This window comes from Plantactinospora sp. WMMC1484 (assembly GCF_049315195.1).
Lineage (GTDB): Bacteria > Actinomycetota > Actinomycetes > Mycobacteriales > Micromonosporaceae > Plantactinospora.
Window position 1 is genome coordinate 2,856,638 of record NZ_CP186055.1, and the last position, 19,881, is coordinate 2,876,518.

The 19,881-nt window shown below is 69.5% G+C and carries 10 protein-coding genes and 2 rRNA genes; 8 read left to right on the forward strand and 4 right to left on the reverse strand.

The genetic code is table 11. The features are described from left to right. The first annotated feature begins 8 nt into the window (after positions 1 to 8). Positions 9 to 3,131 (forward strand): 23S ribosomal RNA (locus tag ACN28C_RS12710). A gap of 92 nt (positions 3,132 to 3,223) precedes the next feature. Continuing rightward, positions 3,224 to 3,340: ribosomal RNA gene (gene rrf / locus ACN28C_RS12715) — 5S ribosomal RNA — on the forward strand. Positions 3,341 to 3,449: 109 nt separating this feature from the next. Here rrf and ACN28C_RS12720 read toward each other — a convergent pair. Further along, the gene (locus tag ACN28C_RS12720; protein ID WP_422773677.1) at positions 3,450 to 4,238 is read right to left on the reverse strand and encodes a hypothetical protein; all 789 of its coding nucleotides are present in this window, start codon (positions 4,236 to 4,238) and stop codon (positions 3,450 to 3,452) included. Between the two features lie 67 nt (positions 4,239 to 4,305). Here ACN28C_RS12720 and ACN28C_RS12725 point away from each other — a divergent pair, with 67 nt between their 5' ends. From ACN28C_RS12725 to ACN28C_RS12735, 3 genes are all read left to right on the forward strand, one after another. Next, positions 4,306 to 6,963, forward strand: a complete 2,658-nt coding sequence (locus tag ACN28C_RS12725; protein WP_422773678.1) for a valine--tRNA ligase — start codon at positions 4,306 to 4,308, stop codon at positions 6,961 to 6,963. 146 nt (positions 6,964 to 7,109) lie between these two features. Continuing rightward, on the forward strand, positions 7,110 to 8,381 hold the full coding sequence (locus ACN28C_RS12730; protein WP_422774640.1) for a bifunctional folylpolyglutamate synthase/dihydrofolate synthase: 1,272 nt from the start codon (positions 7,110 to 7,112) through the stop codon (positions 8,379 to 8,381). Continuing rightward, the gene (locus ACN28C_RS12735; RefSeq protein ID WP_422773679.1) at positions 8,378 to 8,893 is read left to right on the forward strand and encodes a DUF4233 domain-containing protein; all 516 of its coding nucleotides are present in this window, start codon (positions 8,378 to 8,380) and stop codon (positions 8,891 to 8,893) included. The genes ACN28C_RS12730 and ACN28C_RS12735 overlap by 4 nt, the downstream gene beginning before the upstream one ends. A 31-nt stretch (positions 8,894 to 8,924) precedes the next feature. Here the strand turns inward: ACN28C_RS12735 and ACN28C_RS12740 are convergent, their stop codons facing one another. Next, the gene (locus ACN28C_RS12740) at positions 8,925 to 10,535 is read right to left on the reverse strand and encodes a VOC family protein (protein WP_422773680.1); all 1,611 of its coding nucleotides are present in this window, start codon (positions 10,533 to 10,535) and stop codon (positions 8,925 to 8,927) included. Between the two features lie 64 nt (positions 10,536 to 10,599). Then, on the reverse strand, positions 10,600 to 11,361 hold the full coding sequence (locus ACN28C_RS12745) for a hypothetical protein (RefSeq protein ID WP_422773681.1): 762 nt from the start codon (positions 11,359 to 11,361) through the stop codon (positions 10,600 to 10,602). A 382-nt stretch (positions 11,362 to 11,743) separates the two neighbouring features. On the opposite strand from ACN28C_RS12745, the gene ileS reads away from it, so the two are divergent. Next, entirely contained in the window at positions 11,744 to 14,890 is a 3,147-nt protein-coding gene (gene ileS / locus ACN28C_RS12750; RefSeq protein ID WP_422773682.1) for an isoleucine--tRNA ligase, read from the forward strand. Positions 14,891 to 15,021: 131 nt separating this feature from the next. Further along, entirely contained in the window at positions 15,022 to 15,705 is a 684-nt protein-coding gene (locus tag ACN28C_RS12755; protein ID WP_422773683.1) for a lysophospholipid acyltransferase family protein, read from the forward strand. A gap of 84 nt (positions 15,706 to 15,789) precedes the next feature. Here the strand turns inward: ACN28C_RS12755 and ACN28C_RS12760 are convergent, their stop codons facing one another. Continuing rightward, positions 15,790 to 17,583 carry a hypothetical protein gene (locus tag ACN28C_RS12760; RefSeq protein WP_422773684.1) on the reverse strand — a complete coding sequence of 598 codons (1,794 nt, stop codon included), beginning with the start codon at positions 17,581 to 17,583 and terminating at the stop codon, positions 15,790 to 15,792. A 236-nt stretch (positions 17,584 to 17,819) separates the two neighbouring features. Between ACN28C_RS12760 and ACN28C_RS12765 the strand changes: the two genes are divergently transcribed. Continuing rightward, positions 17,820 to 19,808 carry a TIGR03960 family B12-binding radical SAM protein gene (locus tag ACN28C_RS12765; RefSeq protein WP_422773685.1) on the forward strand — a complete coding sequence of 663 codons (1,989 nt, stop codon included), beginning with the start codon at positions 17,820 to 17,822 and terminating at the stop codon, positions 19,806 to 19,808. The last annotated feature ends 73 nt before the right edge of the window (positions 19,809 to 19,881 follow it).

Below are 19,881 nucleotides of genomic sequence, written 5' to 3' on the forward strand. Positions count from 1 at the left end.
ATCTTTGTGGTCAAGTTGTCAAGGGCGGACGGTGGATGCCTTGGCACCAGGAGCCGATGAAGGACGTGGGAGGCCGCGATAGGCCTGGGGGAGCTGTCAACCGAGCTGTGATCCCAGGGTGTCCGAATGGGGTAACCTGGCACCAGTCATGTGGTGTCACCTGCACCTGAATTCATAGGGTGTGTGGAGGGAACGCGGGGAAGTGAAACATCTCAGTACCCGTAGGAAGAGAAAACAATTGTGATTCCGTGAGTAGTGGCGAGCGAAAGCGGATGAGGCTAAACCGGTTGCGTGTGATACCTGTCAGGGGTTGCGTGGTCGGGGTTGTGGGACTCTGTGGGAGAGGCTGACACTTCTCCGGGAAGTTACAAAGCCAGGTGTTAGCTGAATGGTGTGGAAAAGCCAACCGTAGGCGGTGATAGTCCGGTAGGTGAAAGCGCCTGGTCTTCTTTGTGGATGTTCCCGAGTAGCGGCGGACTCCTGAAATCTGCCGTGAATCTGCCAGGACCACCTGGTAAGCCTAAATACTTCCTGGTGACCGATAGCGGACGAGTACCGTGAGGGAATGGTGAAAAGTACCCCGGGAGGGGAGTGAAATAGTACCTGAAACCGTTCGCCTACAATCCGTCGGAGCTTGCGCCAGTTTTCTGGTGGGGTGACGGCGTGCCTTTTGAAGAATGAGCCTGCGAGTTAGTGGCATGTGGCGAGGTTAACCTGTGTGGGGTAGCCGTAGCGAAAGCGAGTCTTAATAGGGCGTGTAGTCGCGTGTTCTAGACCCGAAGCGGGGTGATCTAGCCATGGGCAGGCTGAAGCGTGGGTAAGACCGCGTGGAGGGCCGAACCCACCAACGTTGAAAAGTTGGGGGATGACCTGTGGTTAGGGGTGAAAGGCCAATCAAACTCCGTGATAGCTGGTTCTCCCCGAAATGCATTTAGGTGCAGCGTCGTGTGTTTCTTGCCGGAGGTAGAGCACTGGATGGTCTAGGGGCCCTACAAGGTTACTGAAATCAGCCAAACTCCGAATGCCGGTAAGTGAGAGCGCGGCAGTGAGACTGCGGGGGATAAGCTTCGTAGTCGAGAGGGAAACAGCCCAGATCGCCAGCTAAGGCCCCTAAGCGTGTGCTAAGTGGAAAAGGATGTGGGGTCGCATAGACAACCAGGAGGTTGGCTTAGAAGCAGCCATCCTTTAAAGAGTGCGTAATAGCTCACTGGTCAAGTGGTTCCGCGCCGACAATGTAGCGGGGCTCAAGTACACCGCCGAAGCTGTGGCATTCACACGTTGGCTTGGTGATGTTTTTGGATGTCATCCAGGTGTGTGGGTGGGTAGGGGAGCGTCGTGCCGGGGGTGAAGCAGCCGAGTGATCGAGTTGTGGACGCGGCACGAGTGAGAATGCAGGCATGAGTAGCGAAAGAAGGGTGGGAAACCCTTCCGCCGGATGACCAAGGGTTCCAGGGCCAGGTTAATCCGCCCTGGGTGAGTCGGGGCCTAAGGCGAGGCCGAGAGGCGTAGTCGATGGATAACGGGTTGATATTCCCGTACCCGTGTAGGAGCGCCCGTGATGAACCTCGTTGTGCTAACCATCCGATCCTGTGGCGGTTTTCGGACCAAGACAGGGGAGCGTGGGGTCCTGGCGGGTAGTAGTCAAGCGATGGGGTGACGCAGGAAGGTAGCTGAGCCCGGCCGGTGGTTGTGCCGGGGTAAGCGTGTAGACCGCACCATAGGCAAATCCGTGGTGCATGTGGTTGAGACGTGATGCCGAGCCGATTCAGGTGAAGTCAGTGATCCTATGCTGTCGAGAAAAGCCTCTAGCGAGTTCCGAGCGGCCCGTACCCTAAACCGACACAGGTGGTCAGGTAGAGAATACCGAGGCGATCGGGTGAACTGTGGTTAAGGAACTCGGCAAATTGCCCCCGTAACTTTGGGAGAAGGGGGGCCGGAGACGTGAAGCCACTTGCTGGTGGAGCGTTGTATGGCCGCAGAGAGCAGGGGGAAGCGACTGTTTACTAAAAACACAGGTCCATGCGAAGAAGTAATTCGATGTATATGGACTGACGCCTGCCCGGTGCTGGAACGTTAAGGGGACCGGTTAGCTCTCTTCGGGGGGCGAGGCTGAGAACTTAAGCGCCAGTAAACGGCGGTGGTAACTATAACCATCCTAAGGTAGCGAAATTCCTTGTCGGGTAAGTTCCGACCTGCACGAATGGCGTAACGACTTCCCCACTGTCTCAACCACAGGCCCGGCGAAATTGCAGTACGAGTAAAGATGCTCGTTACGCGCGGCAGGACGGAAAGACCCCGGGACCTTTACTATAGCTTGACATTGGTGCTTGAATTAGCTTGTGTAGGATAGGTGGGAGCCGGTGAAGCTCGTACGCCAGTATGGGTGGAGGCAGTGTTGAAATACCACTCTGGTTGGTTCGGGTATCTAACTTGGGGCCCTTATCGGGTTCAGGGACAGTGTCTGGTGGGTAGTTTAACTGGGGCGGTTGCCTCCTAAATGGTAACGGAGGCGCCCAAAGGTTCCCTCAGCCTGGTTGGCAATCAGGTGTTGAGTGTAAGTGTATAAGGGAGCTTGACTGTGAGACTGACGGGTCGAGCAGGGACGAAAGTCGGGACTAGTGATCCGGCACTTGCGTGTGGAAGCGGTGTCGCTCAACGGATAAAAGGTACCCCGGGGATAACAGGCTGATCTTCCCCAAGAGTCCATATCGACGGGATGGTTTGGCACCTCGATGTCGGCTCGTCGCATCCTGGGGCTGTAGCAGGTCCCAAGGGTTGGGCTGTTCGCCCATTAAAGCGGTACGCGAGCTGGGTTTAGAACGTCGTGAGACAGTTCGGTCCCTATCCGCCGTGCGCGTAGGATACTTGAGAAGGGCTGTCCCTAGTACGAGAGGACCGGGACGGACGAACCTCTGGTGTGCCAGTTGTCCCGCCAGGGGCACGGCTGGTTGGCTACGTTCGGGAGGGATAACCGCTGAAAGCATCTAAGCGGGAAGCCTGCTTCGAGATGAGGTATCCCACCCCTGTTTGGGGGTAAGGCTCCCAGTGAGACGACTGGGTTGATAGGCCGGAGATGTAAGCCAGGTAACTGGTTCAGTTGACCGGTACTAATAGGCCGAGGACTTGTCTACAAGGCTGCTACGCGTCCACTGTGTGATTCACAGCAAACGAACAACGGTGTTCCCGGGTGTGGCCGGGGTGTTGTTTGTTGTGTTGATAGGGTTACGGCGGTTATGGCGGAAGGGAAACGCCCGGTTACATTCCGAACCCGGAAGCTAAGCCTTCCAGCGCTGATGGTACTGCACTCGGGAGGGTGTGGGAGAGTAGGACACCGCCGGACATCTTCAGCGGAGTGGCGCCACCCGACACGGGTGGCGCCACTCGCATTTCCGGCCCGATTCACTCCACCGGAGTGCGCCCGGCCCGATTCCGACCCGACTCCGGAACGGTCAGTCCCTGCTCAGGATCGCGCTACGGATGTCGCGCAGCAGCGTGGCCGACTCGTCGACGGAGCGGGCCGGGAACATCCCCATCATGATGCTGCCGTGATCGGCCCAGCCGCAGAAGACGAGGTGTTCGCCGCCCTGCACCGGCGCCGTGCCACACTTTACGACTCCGCCCAGGGCGCCCGCGTCCACCTCCCGGATGCCGTCGACCGGGCTGTCCTCCTCCGAGGCCAGCTCGAAGAGGCGGTCCAGGTCGCGCTCGGGCTGCCAGACGAGGGTCGTACCGCCGAAGAGCAGGACGCTGCGGTCGGGCCCGGCCGGATCGGCGTAGACGGCGCCGTAGCTCTCCGCAAAGTTGATCTCGGCGTTGACGGCCGTCCGGAGGTACTCGATAGTGCTTCGGGCACCCTCACTCTCGTCCCGGGTGAGCCCGGCCACCTCGGCCGGAGCGGCGAGAGCGGCGTCCTTCTGCTGCAGGACGCGCCAGCCGGCGCTGCCCATCACGGCGGCACCGGCGACCGCTACCGCGAGCACCGAGCCGAGCACGATCTTCCGGCGCCGTGACGACGGCCTCTCGGCCGGCTCACCGGCGTCGGCGTCGCGTCCGGGGACCGGAGTGATGTCGACCGCCCCGACAGGATGGGCCGAATCGGCCCCGGGGATGCGCTCGGCGCCCGGGTCCGGCTCCATGTCCGGGCCGGGGCGCTGGGCCAGCACGATCGGCTCCGACGTGATCTCGATGGCGCCGGAGTCGGCCGGAGAACGCCGGTCGGAGCGAGGTGCATCGGGCATAGCGCCACCGTAGCGAACGGGGAGGTGGCGTACGACGCGCCGGGCGGGAGGCTCGTAGACTTCCAGGGTGACCGAGACTCTGGATACCGAGCGCGCCCCCGCCCCGACCCTTTCCGCCCAGTACCAGCCGGGCGAGGTAGAAGGTCGGCGGTACGAGGAGTGGGTAGCAGCCGGGCGGTTCCGGGCCTCGGCCGACAGCGACAGGCCCCCGTTCACCATCGTCATCCCGCCGCCCAACGTCACCGGTTCGCTGCACATGGGTCACGCGTTCGAGCACACCCTGATGGATGCGCTGACCCGACGCCGCCGGATGCAGGGCTACGAGGCGCTCTGGTTGCCCGGCATGGACCATGCCGGCATTGCCACCCAGAACCTTGTCGAGCGCCAGCTCGCCGGTGAGGGGCTCTCCCGGCACGACCTCGGTCGGGAGAAGTTCGTCGAGCGGGTCTGGCAGTGGAAGGCCGACTCTGGCGGCAAGATCCTCGGCCAGATGCGCCGGCTCGGTGACTCCGTCGACTGGGACCGCGAGCGCTTCACGATGGACGAGGGGCTTTCCCGGGCCGTACAGACGATCTTCAAGCGGCTCTACGACGACGGCCTGATCTACCGGGCCGAGCGGATCATCAACTGGTGCCCCCGCTGCCTGACCGCGCTCTCCGACATCGAGGTGGAGCACACCGACGACGACGGCGAACTCGTCTCGATCCGATACAGCGACGAGGTGGTGGTCGCCACCACCCGGGCCGAGACCATGCTCGGGGACACTGCGGTGGCGGTACACCCGGACGACGAGCGTTACCGGCACCTGATCGGCACCGAGGTCGAGTTGCCGCTGACCGGCCGGCGGATCCCGATCGTCGGCGACGAGCACGTCGACCCGAGCTTCGGCACCGGCATGGTCAAGGTGACCCCGGCGCACGACCCGAACGACTTCGAGATCGGCCAGCGACACGATCTGCCGTCGCTGACGGTGATGGACGAACGGGGTGTGATCACCGCTCCCGGGCCCTTCGAGGGGCTGGACCGGTTCGAGGCCAGGCCGGCGATCGTCGCCGCCCTGCGCGAACAGGGCCGGATCGTCGCCGAGAAGCGGCCGTACATGCACGCGGTCGGGCACTGCTCGCGGTGCCGTACGACCGTGGAGCCGCGACTCTCGCTCCAGTGGTTCGTCAACACCGGGCCGCTGGCCCGGGCCGCCGGCGACGCGGTGCGGGACGGCCGGGTCAGGATCGAGCCCGCCGACATGGCGAAGCGGTACTTCGCCTGGGTCGACAACATGCACGACTGGTGCATCTCCCGGCAGCTCTGGTGGGGGCACCGCATCCCGGTCTGGTACGGCCCGGACGGCGAGGTCGTCTGCGTCGGCCCCGACGAGGAGCCGCCGGCCGGTGACGGTTGGACGCAGGACACAGACGTGCTCGACACCTGGTTCTCCAGCGCGCTCTGGCCGTTCTCCACACTCGGCTGGCCCGAGCAGACGCCCGACCTGGCCAAGTTCTATCCGACCAGCGTGCTGGTCACCGGCTACGACATCCTCTTCTTCTGGGTCGCCCGGATGATGATGTTCGGCCTGTACGCGATGGACGGCCGGCAGCCTTTCGACGTGATCGCCCTGCACGGCATGGTCCGCGACCAGTACGGCAAGAAGATGTCGAAGTCCTTCGGCAACGTGGTCGACCCGCTGGACTGGATCGACCGGTACGGCGCCGACGCGACCCGGTTCACCCTGGCCCGGGGCGCCAACCCCGGCCAGGACGTGCCGGTCAGTGACGAGTGGTGCCAGGGCTCCCGCAACTTCTGCAACAAGCTCTGGAACGCGACCCGGTTCGCCCTGATGAACGGCGCGCACGTCACCGGCGAACTGCCCGAGCCGGCCCGGCTCTCGACCGTGGACAGGTGGATTCTCTCCCGGTTGCAGCAGGTCACCGCCGAGGTCGACGAGCAGTTCGAGGCGTACGAGTTCGCCAAGGTCTGCGACACGCTCTACCACTTCGCCTGGGACGACGTCTGCGACTGGTACGTCGAGCTGGCCAAGCCGGTGCTGGCCGGTGGCGGCGAGCGGGCCGAGGTCACCCGCCGGGTGCTCGGGCACGTGCTCGACCAGTTGTTGCGGCTGCTGCACCCGGTGGTGCCCTTCGTCACCGACGAGCTCTGGACGGCACTGGTCGGCGCCGGGAACGCGAGTGCCGGAAACGCCGCCGCCGATCCGGCCGGGGTCTCGGTGATGACCGCTGCCTGGCCGGCCGCGGCGCCCGAGCTGCGGGACGAGGCAGCCGAGCGCGAGGTGGCCGAGCTGCAACGGGTGGTCACCGAGATTCGCCGGTTCCGCTCCGACCAGGGGCTGCGGCCGGCGCAGCGGGTCGCCGCCCGGCTGGAGGGGCTCGCCGGAGCGGGCATCGTCGCGCACGAGCCGCTGATCCGATCGCTTGCCCGGCTCGACGAGGCGACACCGGACTTCCGGGCCAGCGCCACCCTCGCCGTCTCCGGCGCGGTGACCGTGGCCCTGGACACCCGGGGCTCGATCGACGTCGCCGCCGAGCGGGCCCGGCTGGCCAAGGACCGGGCCGCGGCCGAGAAGGAGATCAGCCAGGCCCGGGCGAAGCTCGACAACCAGGCCTTCCTCGACAAGGCGCCGGCCCCGGTGATCGACAAGATCAGGACCCGGCTGGCGGCGGCCGAGGCGGACCTGGAGCGGATCGCCAGCGCCCTCGCCGTGCTGGGCTGACCAGCGGTGGTGCGGGTCGAGGGTGTGCGGGTTCCGGAACGAGCGCGTACGGTGCGGGGGCGGGGATCGCGGTGAGTGAACGTGCGGAGCGGGCGGCCGAGTTCGCCCGGGTCGAGGCGGAGTTGGCCGCCCGGGGCTACACCCGGATGGTCTTCGACCTCGGACGGATCGAGGAACTGCTGGACGTGCTCGGCAGCCCGCAGCGGGCGTACCCGGCGATCCACCTGACCGGCACCAACGGCAAGACCTCGACCGCCCGGATGATCGACTCCCTGCTCCGGGCGTTCGGGCTGCACACCGGCCGCTACACCAGCCCGCACCTGGAGACCGTCCGGGAGCGGATCAGCCTGGACGGCGAGCCGATCGACGAGGAGCGGTTCGTCTCGGTCTACCGGGAGGTGGCACCGCTGGCCCGGCTCGTCGACGAGCGGGCCGACGAGCCGCTGACGTACTTCGACATGACCACGGCGCTCGCCTTCGCGGCCTTTGCCGACGCCCCGGTCGACGTGGCGGTCGTCGAGGTCGGGCTCGGCGGGGCGGAGGACTCCACAAACGTGCTGCACGCCGGGATAGCCGTGATCACGCCGATCGGGCTTGACCACACCGAATGGCTCGGCGACACGATCGAGGACATCGCGTTGGCCAAGTCGGGAATCATCCACAAGGGCGCGACGGTGATCTCGGCCGTCCAGCCGGAGGAGGCGGCGGAGCCGATCCTGGAACGCTGCGCCGAGGTCGGTGCCACCATCGCCCGCGAGGGCGGCGAGTTCGGCGTACTGCGCCGGACGATGGCGGTCGGCGGGCAGGTGCTGTCGCTACAGGGGCTCGGTGGGGTCTACGACAACGTCTTCCTGCCGCTGCACGGAGCGCACCAGGCGCAGAACGCGGCGATCGCGCTCGCCGCCGTCGAGGCGTTCCTCGGCGCCGGCGCCGCCCGCCAGCTCGACGTGGAGACCGTGCGGCAGGGCTTCGCGACCGCCGACTCGCCCGGCCGGCTGGAGCGGGTCCGGACGGCACCGACGATCCTGCTGGACGGGGCGCACAATCCGCACGGCATGGCGGCCACCGTCACCGCCCTGCAGGAGGAGTTCGCGTTCAGCCGGCTGATCGCGCTGGTCGGCGTGCTGGAGGACAAGGACGCCGGAAGCCTGCTCGAACTGCTCGAACCGGTGGTCGACGCGGTCGTGGTCACCCGGAACAGCTCGCCCCGGGCGATGCCGGTCGCGGAACTCGCCGAACTCGCCGGGGAGGTATTCGGGCCGGAGCGGGTCGAGGTGGCAGCCGAGCTGCCCGACGCGATCGAGGCCGCCGTCGCCCTCGCCGAGTCGGACGTGCAGGGCGAGCTGAGCGGGGTCGGCGTGCTGATCACGGGCTCGGTGGCGACCGTGGCCGATGCGCGACGGCTGCTGAAGCGATGACCACGCCCGACGAGGCGTCCAGGTCGGCCGGCTCCGCCCGGCCGACGGAGCAGGCCGGGCCCGGCGGGCCGGCAGGTCCGGCTGGTCCAGCAGGTCCGCAGGGCGCGACCGGCTCCGTCCATCCCGGCGGACCGACGGGTGCACCCGGCGCCTCCACCGGTACGCCCGGCCGCCGGCCCTCCGGGTTGCGGGATCCGGACCGGACGGTACGCAGTCTCGGCGCCCTGACCCTGAGCGTGCAAACACTCGTGCTGCTGCTCGCGATCCAGCCGATCCGGCTGCTCGGCGGCGACCTGGGCGGCACCGCCATCGGCGCGGTCGTCGGGCTCGCGGTGCTGGCGGTCGTCGTCGCCGGATCCCTGCGCCGGCCCTGGGCCTGGTACGCCGCCACCGGCCTGCAGGGCCTGCTGCTGCTCGCCGGCCTCCTGCACTGGTCGCTCGGCGCGCTCGGCCTCATCTTCGCCGCCGTCTGGGGTTATGTGCTGCACGTCCGTCGGGTGATTCTCGGCTGAACGGGGTCGGCGGGGCGGCCCGGGAAGCAGATCAGCCGGTTGGCCGGCTGCGCCACTGGGTCAGCGCGATGCCGTGCCCGTCCGGGTCCCGGAACGAGGCGGCCCAGAGTTCGAGCTTGGCGCCCCGGTTGACCGCCCGGGGAGCGTAGGTGAACTTCACACCCTTGGCGACCAGCTCCTCGTGGACGGCCGTGACGTCGTTCACCTCGAGATTCAGGTGGACCAGGCGCCGGTTGACCGGTGCCACGTCGCGGATCGCCCGCAACACGAGGCGGGTCGCGCCGGAGGCGAGGATCGCGTTGCTCTCGCCGCCGTCGATCTCGAAGAAGCCGAGCAGGTCCCGGTAGAAGGCGACCGAGCGCTCCAGATCGGTGACGAGCAGGGTGATGCCGACCCCGGCGATCGGCGCGGAACCGCCGAGCCGGGCGGGCGGCTGGGTGGCGATCAGCTCGGCAAGAATCGCCTCGTCGTCCGCTCCGGTCGGGTCGTCCGCTCCGGTCGGGTCGGTCGGATCGGTCGGATCGGTCGGATCGGTCGGGCTTACCCGCTCGTCCGCGAAGGCGGGGTCGTCCAGGGGAATGTCGATGTCGTCCGGGCGGGTGCCGGCGGGATTCTCCTGCCGGATGTCGGGGCGGACCTTCGGGATCGGTGACGTGCCGGATCCGTTCCCGGCGTCGGGTGCCACGCCGTCAGGCACCACGTCGGCGCCCGTTCCCACCGGTGCCTCCGGCTCCGTCGTCGACGTTCCAGCCGTCGACGCTTCGGGCGTGGAGGATTCCGGCGGGGCGTGGGCGGCCGGAGCCGGACCGGGACGGGGCCGCCGGGTTCGGCCACCCGGGCCGGGGCCGGGGCGGGGGCGGCGGGGCAAGGGCGCAGCGGCCGGGGAGTCGACCACCGTCCCCTCCAGGACGATCGTGCCTCCGGGCGTCTGGCGCATCACGAGCGGCTCCTCGCGGGGTGCGACCCGGTCGTCCCGGAGCGGTTCCATGTCCTCGCGGAGCGGTTCCATGTCCTCGCGGAGCGGGGCGAGGTCGTCGGTCAGATCCTCCGTCGGGGCGCCGCCGCCAGGCGGTCGGGCGGCGTACGGGTCGTCGCCCCCGTTCCGTGCCCACGGCGGCGCCTCCTGCTCGATCAGGATGTCGTCGTCCAGCGGGTCGAAATCGTGGAACTCCGGCGGGAGGTCGCCACCGGCCGCCGCCGCCTCGGCGTGGGTCAGCACCTCGTCCCAGAGGATCCGGACGTGCCGCTGGTCGTCGATGGCCACCATGATCGGCAACGTCGCACCGGGATCCGGCCACTTCGACACCGGCACCCGGGGGTCCCGGATCCGCACCGAGCGGCCCGGAACGCCGGGCGCGTCGATCACGATCTGTAGTTCACACCGGCCAAAGGCAGACGAGGCAGGCGGTTCCGTGACGCTGTGCACATGCCCGATGCCGGTCACCCAGGCCCGGGGACCGCTGCGTACGGCGGTGAACGCCACCAGCGCGATGGCCAGGGCGAGCAGCGCCACACCGAGTACGGCGATCGCCCAGCTACCCATCCCGAAGCCGAACAGCACGACGAAGGTGGCGAAGGTGGCCAGCACGGCGGCGACGAGCTTGCGCACGGGCGCGACCGGGCGGCGACGAGCATCTGCCACAGTGGACCTCCCTGGTTAAGGCCCAGGCTAGGCCGGATCCGGCGGGAATGGAACGACCCAGGGGTCAGGAGGGGCTGGCGGTCGGCGTGCCGTTCGGTGGGAGTGCCGCGAGCGCGGCCGAGGCGACCTCCAGCGCGGTCTCCCGGGCCAGCGCGGTCACCTCCGGGCCGTCGGTGCCCGGCCCGAACTTGAGCACCCCCACGGTCAACAACAGCGGACCGTGCGCGAGGAGCAGGTGTGCCTCGCCGGGCAGGTAACCCACCTGAGGGGCAGGGCGGGGGTCGCGTACCGTCCCGGTGGTCAGCCGGGCCGGGACGGCAGCAACCCGTACGGCGGTGCTGGCCCGCCGGACCTTCGTGGTGGTGTAGCTGAGGGTGAAGTCCGCCGGGCACCGGGCCGAGCGGGCCCGCTCGGCGGTCCGCTCCGCCACGGCCGCACTGGCGAACCCGGTAACCGTGACCTCGATGACCGTGGTCGGCAGCGTGATGCCGGCGAACGAGGCGACCGGGTTGACCTCGACCAGTCCGGCGAAGGTCGGCTCCGGCGGCGTGAACGACTCACCGGGGCGGGCCTCGGCGGTGAGCATCCGGCAGGGCCTGACCTGCACCGAGCCGAGCTCCTGCTCGGCGAGCAGCTCCGGCGGGGGTACGTCGCCCCGGGACCGGACCGCCGTCGCGAGGGCCGCGAGCACCGCCTCGGGCCCGTCGGGTGGCGCGGGGGTGACGCTGGGCGCCGCCGTCGGGCTCGGCACCGGGGCCGGCCGCGACGTGCAGGCGGTGAGCACGAGCAGCGTGGTCACGCCGGCCAGTAGTGATCTGCTACGCATCCGGTCCCCGTTCCGTGTGCTGTCGCGGCAGACTAACGTAGCGACCCGATTTACGCTCCCCGATTTCGCGGCGCCCCGCGCCCGCCGGCCGTTTCACCGGCCGAGGGATATCGGGTGGGTGCCGGCGGGGCGGTCGAGTATCGTTGACGGGCACAGGCGTCGACCCGGCCATCACCGGCGAGCCTCCGGAAGAACAGGTGGAGACACCCCAGTAGAACCGGACGGGACCGGCCCGTCACAGCCGGCCAACGAGCGGGTGGTCGATGTCCCGACCGCCAAGCGGGGTGGTACCGCGGGTCCGCGGCACGCCGGTTCCGGCGTACCGGAGGGCTCGTCCTCGCAGACCACGGAGAGTGAGCTGCGACGAGGAGAACGACCCGCGATGGCGTACCCGAAGAACGCTCCCGCCGGCACGGGCGTGCCGGCCAGTCCCGACCTGCCGGCGGTCGAACAGCGCGTGCTCGACCACTGGGTGGCCGACAAGACCTTCGAGGCCAGCGTCGAGGCCCGCGACCCCGGCCCGAACGGCGGCAACGAGTACGTCTTCTACGACGGCCCGCCCTTCGCCAACGGGCTGCCGCACTACGGCCACCTGCTGACCGGCTACGTCAAGGACCTCGTCCCGAGATACCAGACGATGCGCGGCCGGCGGGTGGAGCGGCGCTTCGGCTGGGACTGCCACGGGCTGCCGGCCGAGGTGGAGGCGGAGAAGCAGCTCGGGATCACCACCAAGGCGGAGATCCTCGACCTCGGTGTGGCCAGGTTCAACGACGCCTGCCGCAGCTCGGTGCTGGCCTACACCCGGGACTGGGAGCGGTACGTCAACCGGCAGGCCCGCTGGGTCGACTTCGGCAACGACTACAAGACGCTCGACCTCGACTACATGGAGAGCGTCATGTGGGCGTTCCGCCAGCTCCACGACAAGGGGCTGGTCTACGAGGGGTTCAGCGTGCTGGCGTACTGCTGGCGCTGCGAGACCCCGCTGTCGAACACCGAGACCCGGATGGACGACGTCTACCGGGACCGGCACGACCCGACGCTGACCGTCTGGTTCGAGCTGACTCCGGACGAGGGCGCGCCGGAGCTGCTGCGCGGGCCGGTCCGGGTCGGGGTCTGGACCACCACGCCGTGGACACTGCCGTCCAACCTCGCCCTCGCCGTCGGCCCGGAGATCGAGTACGCGGTGCTGGAGCGGGACGGCCAGCGCCACGTCGTCGGCGCCGCCCGGCTCGGTGCGTACGCGAAGGAGCTGGAGGGCTTCACCCAGGTCGGCACGGTGCACGGCCGTGACCTGGTCGGACGCCGCTACACCCCGCTCTACGACTTCCTCGTCGGCCAGGCCGGCCCCAACGCCTACCAGGTGCTCGGCGCGGAGTTCGTCACCACCGAGGACGGCACCGGGGTGGTGCACCTCGCCCCGGCCTTCGGCGAGGACGACCAGAAGGCGTGCAACGCGGCCGGCATTCCGACGATCGTGACGGTGGACGACCACACCCGGTTCACCGCGCTCGTCCCGCCCTACCAGGGCGAGCAGGTCTTCGACGTCAACAGGTCGGTGATCCGGGAGCTGAAGGAGCGTGGTGTGGTGCTCCGGCAGGACACCTACACCCACCCCTACCCGCACTGCTGGCGCTGCGACACCCCGCTGGTCTACAAGGCGGTCTCCTCCTGGTTCGTGGCGGTGACCAGGGTCAAGGACCGGATGGTCGAGCTGAACCAGCAGATCAACTGGACGCCGGCACACGTCCGGGACGGCTCGTTCGGCAAGTGGCTGGCGAACGCCCGGGACTGGTCGATCAGCCGGAACCGGTTCTGGGGCTCCCCGATCCCGGTCTGGAAGTCGGACGACCCGCAGTACCCGAGGGTCGACGTCTACGGCTCGCTCGCCGAGCTGGAGGCGGACTTCGGGGTGAAGGTGACCGACCTGCACCGGCCCGGCATCGACGAGCTGACCCGGCCCAACCCGGACGACCCGACCGGGCGGTCCACGATGCGCCGGGTGCCGGAGGTGCTGGACTGCTGGTTCGAGTCCGGCTCGATGCCCTTCGCCCAGGTGCACTACCCGTTCGAGAACCGGGAGTGGTTCGAGCACCACTACCCGGGGGACTTCATCGTCGAGTACGTCCCCCAGGTGCGCGGCTGGTTCTACACCATGCACGTGCTGGCGACCGCGCTCTTCGACCGGCCGGCGTTCCGCAACTCGGTCGTACACGGCATCGTGCTCGGCTCGGACGGGCGCAAGATGTCCAAGAGCCTGCGCAACTATCCGGACGTCTACGAGATGTTCGACAGCTACGGCTCGGACGCGATGCGCTGGACGCTGATGTCCTCGCCGGTGCTGCGCGGCGGCGACGTGGTGGTCAGCGAGTCGACGATCCGGGACTCGGTGCGCCAGGTCCTGCTGCCGTACTGGAACGTCTGGTACTTCTTCTCGCTCTACGCCAACGCCGAGAGCTACGAGGCGGTCCGGCGCACCACCTCGGCGAACCTGCTCGACCGGTACGTGCTGGCCAAGACCCGGGAGCTGGTCGAGACGGCACAGGCGCAGCTCGACGCCTACGACATCTCCGGCGCCTGCGGCACGGTCCGGTCGTTCCTGGACGCGCTCACCAACTGGTACGTCCGGCGTTCCCGGGACCGGTTCTGGTCCGGCGACCGGGACGCCTTCGACACCCTCTACACCGTGCTGGAGACGGTGAGCCGGGTGCTGGCCCCGCTGGCGCCGCTCACCACGGAGGAGGTGTGGCGCGGGCTGACCGGGGAACGGTCGGTGCACCTGACCGACTGGCCGGACAGCACCGAGTTCCCCGCCGACCACGAGCTGGTGGCGGCGATGGACGCGACCCGGGCGGTCGCCTCGGCGGCGCTGTCACTGCGCAAGGCGAAGGGGCTGCGGGTCCGGCTGCCGCTGCCGTCGCTGACCGTGGCCACCCCGGCCGCCGCCACGCTGCGCCCCTTCGCCGACCTGATCGCCGACGAGGTGAACGTCAAGGAGGTCACCTTCAGCGACGAGTTGACCGACTACTGCGAGCAGGTGCTCACGGTGGTGCCCCGGGCGCTCGGGCCGCGGGTCGGCAGGCAGGTGCAGAGCGTGATCAAGGCGGTCAAGGCCGGCGACTGGACGCTCGTCGACGGGGTGCCCGAGGCGGCCGGAATCCGGCTGGAGCCCGGCGAGTACGAGCTGAAGCTGGTGCCGGCCGATGCCGAGCACTCCGCACCGCTGCCCGGCGGCGAGGGCGTGGTGGTGCTGGACACCACCGTCACCCCGGAACTCGCCGCCGAGGGTTTGGCCCGGGATGTCGTACGGGTGGTGCAGCAGGCCCGCCGGGAGGCGGACCTGGACGTGTCGGACCGGATCGACGTGCTGCTGTCCGGGCCGGCGGAGGTCGTCGCGGCCGTCGACGCGTACCGGGAGTTCGTGGCCCGGGAGGTGCTGGCCGACTCGGTCGACGTCGCCGACCGGGTGGACGGGTTCGCGGGCGAGGTCGGCGAGGGCGCCCGGGTGACGGTGGCGGTACGGCGTCGCTGATCCCCCGCCCCGCCGGGTAGGGGCTGGCGGACCGGTCGGTCCGGTTGGGTGATCAAGACGGTCACCTACGCGGACCGACCGGCCGTCGGTTAACGTGACAGCGCCCGATCACCTCGACCGCCGGAGGCCCCGTGCCGCTGCTCTACACCATCGGCAAATACACCGTCGGCACCGCGATGCGGGTCGGCTGGCGTCCCACGGTGGAGGGGCTGGAGAACATCCCCGCGACCGGCGGTGCGATCTTCGCGGGCAACCACCTCTCCGTCGCCGACGAGCTCTTCCTCGGCTCGGTGGTGCCTCGGCACATCGCCTTCTGGGCCAAGGCCGAGTACTTCACCGGCACCGGGCTGCGGGGTCGGTTCACGCGCTCGGTGATCAGCGGCCTCGGTGCGATCCGGGTGGAACGCTCCGGCGGTCGGGCCGCGCTCTCCGCGTTCGACGGGGCGATTCCGGTGCTGCGCGCCGGTGACCTGATCGCGATCTACCCGGAGGGGACCCGGTCACCCGACGGGCGGCTCTACCGGGGGCGTACCGGGGTGGCCAGGCTGGCGCTCGCCGCCGAGGTGCCGGTGATCCCGGTCGGGATGATCGGCACCGAGCGGGTGCAGCCGATCGGTGCCCGGGTGCCCCGGCTCGGCACCGGCAAGGTGACCGTCCGGTTCGGCAAGCCTCTCGACTTCGTCGGCCGCTCCGCCGACCGGACCTCGCTGCGGCAGATGACCGACGAGATCATGACGGAGATCCAGCGGCTGACCGGGCAGGAGTACGTGCCCCGCTACGCGCCGGCCCGCCAGGCGCCGGACAGCGGCCCGTAGCCGGCGCCGGGGCGCCGGGCGGTGCGCTCGCTCTCGTGGCCGGCGGCGGGCACCGCGGAGCGGCGCTCGTAGCCGGCAGGCGCGTCAGCCGCTGCTGGGGTTGCCGTTGCCCGAGCCGACCGGGTCCCGTTGGATGATGCTCTCCCGCAGAGCGGTGAGCAGGTCGGAACTGTCTGTTATCGACAGCCGGGTGAAGAGCGCGGTGGCCAGGCTCCCGTGGTCGGCCCACGTGCAGACGACCACCTCGTCGCCGTCGGCGCGGCCCGTGCCGCAACTGCGATACTCGCCGCGCACGCCGGTCGGAACCGACTCCACCGAGGTGACGCCGTACTCCTCCTCAAGCCGGAGGATCTCGTCCTGGACCGCGGATTCCGGGCTGAACCGGAATCCGGTGGTGCCGTAGATGACCACCCGCTTGCCGTTCGAGGTCCGGTAGACGCCCGCGAACGCCTCACCGTCGGTGAACCAGTTCCGCGCCTGGACCTCCTGCTTCAGCTGCTCGGCCGTCTGCCGGCCGGCCGCGTTGTCCAGCAGGCGCAGGTCGAGGATCTCGCTCGGCAGGGGATCGGCCGGCGAGGCTGGATACTGGTCCCAGATCGGCTTGGCGTAGTACGCCGGGATGCCGCAGCAGCAGGCGATGCTGAGCAGCGTCAGCGTGAGCATGACGCGGGGCCAGCGCCGCCGGCGGCGTACCGGAACGGGGACGTAGCCGCGCGGCGCCTGCCAGCCCGGCGGCGCCGGCGCCAGATCGTCCGCCGGGCGGCGCCGCTGTTTCGGCGGCCGTGGCGGGCCTGCGGGGGCCGGTGGTGGTTTCCGCGCGGCGGGCGGTGCCGGGGCCGGCGGCCGGGCGGCCCGGCTCGGCGGCGCCGGTGGAGTGACCCGGTTCGGCGGCGACGCTGGCGGAGCGGCACGGGACGTCAGCGGTGGTGTGGTGCGCGGTGCCTGTGGTGGTGGCGTGGTGGCGTGCGGTGCCTGTGGTGGTGGCGTGGTGGCGTGCGGTGTTGCCGGTGGCGGGGAGGTGGCCGGCGGGGGAAGCCGCCGGGTCACCGGCAACTGCGGGGCCGGAGGAGGACCGGCGGGGATGTCGTATTCGACGGGTGGGTGCGCATGCCAGGGGTCGTCGGCGACGCCGGCCCACGGGTCCACCGGGGTGGGGATCTCCTCGTCGTCGGCCTCCGCCGCCGGCATCTGAAGGGTGGGATCGACCTGCCGGGCCGGGACATCCTGGGGCGCGGGTGCGTCGGCTGCCTCGCCGTCGCCCCGGAACCAGCGACGCCTGCGCTGCCGTGGCGGCGGTACGGCCGCCGAGCCGGTCCAGCGGGGCGTGGCGACCCGGGTCGCCGTTGCCTCGGTCGCGGTCCCGCCGGGAGCGGCCGGGCTCGTCTGGGCCGCCTTGGTCTCGGCCTTGGTGTTGGTCTCGGTCTCGGCCTCGGCCTCGGCCTCGGCCTCGGCCTTGGTCTCGGTCTCGGCCTCGGTCGGAACGGCCGGGTTCGTCCGGGACGGCTCTGCCTGGGACAGCTCTGCCTGGGACAGCTCTGCCTGGGACAGCTCTGCCTGGGACAGCTCTGCCTTGGTCGGCTCGACCCTGGTCGGTTCGGCCTGGGACGGCTCGCTCGGTGCGTGCTGAGCCGGGGTGGGTGCGGCGGGGCTGTTCCCGGGCGGCGGAGTGGGCCGCGTCGGCTGGTCGTCGAGGTCGACGGCATCGATGTCGTCCACGGCGTCGGCAGGGCCGTCCGGCTCCGCCGGGTGGTGCCGGGCCGCCTCGTCCGGCTGACCCTCCCGACCACCGGCCGCCTCGGTCGCCGTCTCCGGGCTCGGCGGGTCGGTGGGCACGGCTCTGCCCGCCGGTGCGGTCTCCTCCGGCTGCGGCTGGGACATTGTGCGGCTCTCCTCTCGCGCCCGTTCGAGGTTAGTACCGCCCGACCAATCGGTCGTTCCGCGCCGGATCGTACGACTGTCCGGGAGGGCCGGGAAACGCCGATCGGAACGGGTCCGGAGCATCTTGCGACGGCAGCCGGGACACGGCCGGTCACCGGGGACGTCGGATCGGCCGCACGTGCGGCGCGTACCCTGGGTGGTTGCCGGTGTTCCAGCCGAGTGTTCCGGGAGGTTCCATGAGCGCCGCGTCGTCCGTCGCGGGCAGGTCAGCGGCGATGACGGTCTGGCCGCAGCTCGAACGGCTGCTGCCCCAGGTGAGCAAGCCGATCCAGTACGTCGGCGGTGAGCTGGGCGCGGTGGTCAAGGACTGGGAGTCGGCGGTCGTCCGTTGGGCGCTGATGTATCCGGACGCCTACGAGGTGGGCCTGCCGAACCAGGGCGTGCAGATCCTCTACGAGGTCCTCAACGAGCAGCCCGACGTGCTGGCCGAGCGGACGTACGCGGTCTGGCCGGACCTGGAGCGGCTGATGCGGGCCGAGGGTGTGCCGCAGTTCACCGTCGAGGCACACCGGCCGGTCGGCGCCTTCGACCTCTTCGGCATCTCGTTCGCCACCGAGCTCGGCTACACCAACCTGCTCACCGCGATCGACCTGGCCGGCATCCCGCTGCTGGCCGCCGACCGGACCGACGAGCACCCCGTGGTGCTGGCCGGTGGGCACGCCGCGTTCAACCCCGAACCGATCGCCGACTTTCTCGACGCGGCGGTGCTCGGCGACGGCGAGGAAGCGGTCCTGGAGATCACCGAGATCGTCCGGACCTGGAAGGAAGAGGGCAGCCCCGGCGGGCGGGACGAGCTGCTGCTGCGGCTCGCCCGGACCGAGAGCGTCTACGTGCCGCGCTTCTACGACGTGGACTACCTGCCCGACGGCCGGATCCGGCGGGTCGTGCCGAACCGGGCGGACGTGCCGTTCCGGGTACACAAGCGCACGACGATGGACCTGGACGCCTGGCCGTACCCGAAGAAGCCGATCGTGCCGCTCGCCGAGACCGTGCACGAGCGGTACGCGGTGGAGATCTTCCGGGGCTGCACCCGGGGCTGCCGGTTCTGCCAGGCGGGCATGATCACCCGCCCGGTCCGGGAGCGTTCCATCACCACCGTGGGGCAGATGGTGCAGGAAGGGCTGGAATACTCCGGCTTCTCCGAGGTGGGTCTGCTGTCGTTGTCGTCGGCCGACCACTCCGAGATCGGCGACATGTGCTCCGGCCTGGCCGAGCAGTACGCCGGCACGAACGTCTCGCTCTCGCTGCCCTCGACCCGCGTCGACGCGTTCAACATCGAGCTGGCCCAGGAACTCTCCCGCAACGGGCGCCGGACCGGACTCACCTTCGCCCCGGAGGGTGGCTCGGAGCGGATCCGTAAGGTGATCAACAAGATGGTGTCGGAGGAGGATCTGATCCGCACCGTGGTCACCGCGTACACCAACGGGTGGCGGCAGGTGAAGCTCTACTTCATGTGCGGGCTGCCGACCGAGACCGACGAGGACGTCCTCCAGATCGGCCGGCTCGCGCACGAGGTGATCAAGGCGGGTCGGGAGGCAACCGGCTCCCGGGACATCCGCTGCACGGTCTCGATCGGCGGCTTCGTACCCAAGCCGCACACGCCGTTCCAGTGGGCCCCGATGGAGCGGCCGGAGGTGATCGACAACCGGCTCAAACTGCTCAAGCAGGCGATCAACGCCGACCGGGCGCTCGGCCGGGCCATCGGCTACCGCTACCACGACGGCGAGCCGTCGCTGATCGAGGGCCTGCTCAGCCGGGGCGACCGCCGGGTCGGGGCGGTGATCCGGCGGGTCTGGGAGGACGGCGGCCGGTTCGACGGCTGGAGCGAGCACTTCTCCTACCGGCGCTGGGTCGACGCCGCCGCCGAGGTGCTGCCGGCCTTCGGAGTGGACCTCGACTGGTTCACCGTGCGGGAGCGGGAGCAGGCCGAGGTGCTGCCCTGGGATCATCTCGACTCCGGCCTGGACAAGGAGTGGCTCTGGCAGGACTGGCAGGACGCCCTCACCGAGTACGAGCAGGACGACTGCCGCTGGACTCCGTGCTTCGACTGCGGCGTCTGTCCCTCCATGGACACCGAAATCCAGATCGGCCCGACCGGCAAGAAGTTGCTGCCGCTCACGCCGGTCAACACCGGCCTGCGCATGGCGGCCGGCGCCGGACACTAGCGCCGCCGTCCGCGCCGAGGCCGGATCAGGCCGCTTCCGCCGGGACATCCGGGTGGCGGGGCGGCACCCTCAC

What these genes read in the sequence shown, in the direction of transcription:
- ACN28C_RS12720 (WP_422773677.1), bottom strand. Translation starts at nt 4,238, where the DNA reads ATGCCCGATGCACCTCGCTCCGACCGGCGTTCTCCGGCCGACTCCGGC.
- ACN28C_RS12765 (WP_422773685.1), top strand. Translation starts at nt 17,820, where the DNA reads ATGAGCGCCGCGTCGTCCGTCGCGGGCAGGTCAGCGGCGATGACGGTC.
- ACN28C_RS12730 (WP_422774640.1), top strand. Translation starts at nt 7,110, where the DNA reads ATGGTCTTCGACCTCGGACGGATCGAGGAACTGCTGGACGTGCTCGGC.
- ileS (WP_422773682.1), top strand. Translation starts at nt 11,744, where the DNA reads ATGGCGTACCCGAAGAACGCTCCCGCCGGCACGGGCGTGCCGGCCAGT.
- ACN28C_RS12735 (WP_422773679.1), top strand. Translation starts at nt 8,378, where the DNA reads ATGACCACGCCCGACGAGGCGTCCAGGTCGGCCGGCTCCGCCCGGCCG.
- ACN28C_RS12760 (WP_422773684.1), bottom strand. Translation starts at nt 17,583, where the DNA reads ATGTCCCAGCCGCAGCCGGAGGAGACCGCACCGGCGGGCAGAGCCGTG.
- ACN28C_RS12745 (WP_422773681.1), bottom strand. Translation starts at nt 11,361, where the DNA reads ATGCGTAGCAGATCACTACTGGCCGGCGTGACCACGCTGCTCGTGCTC.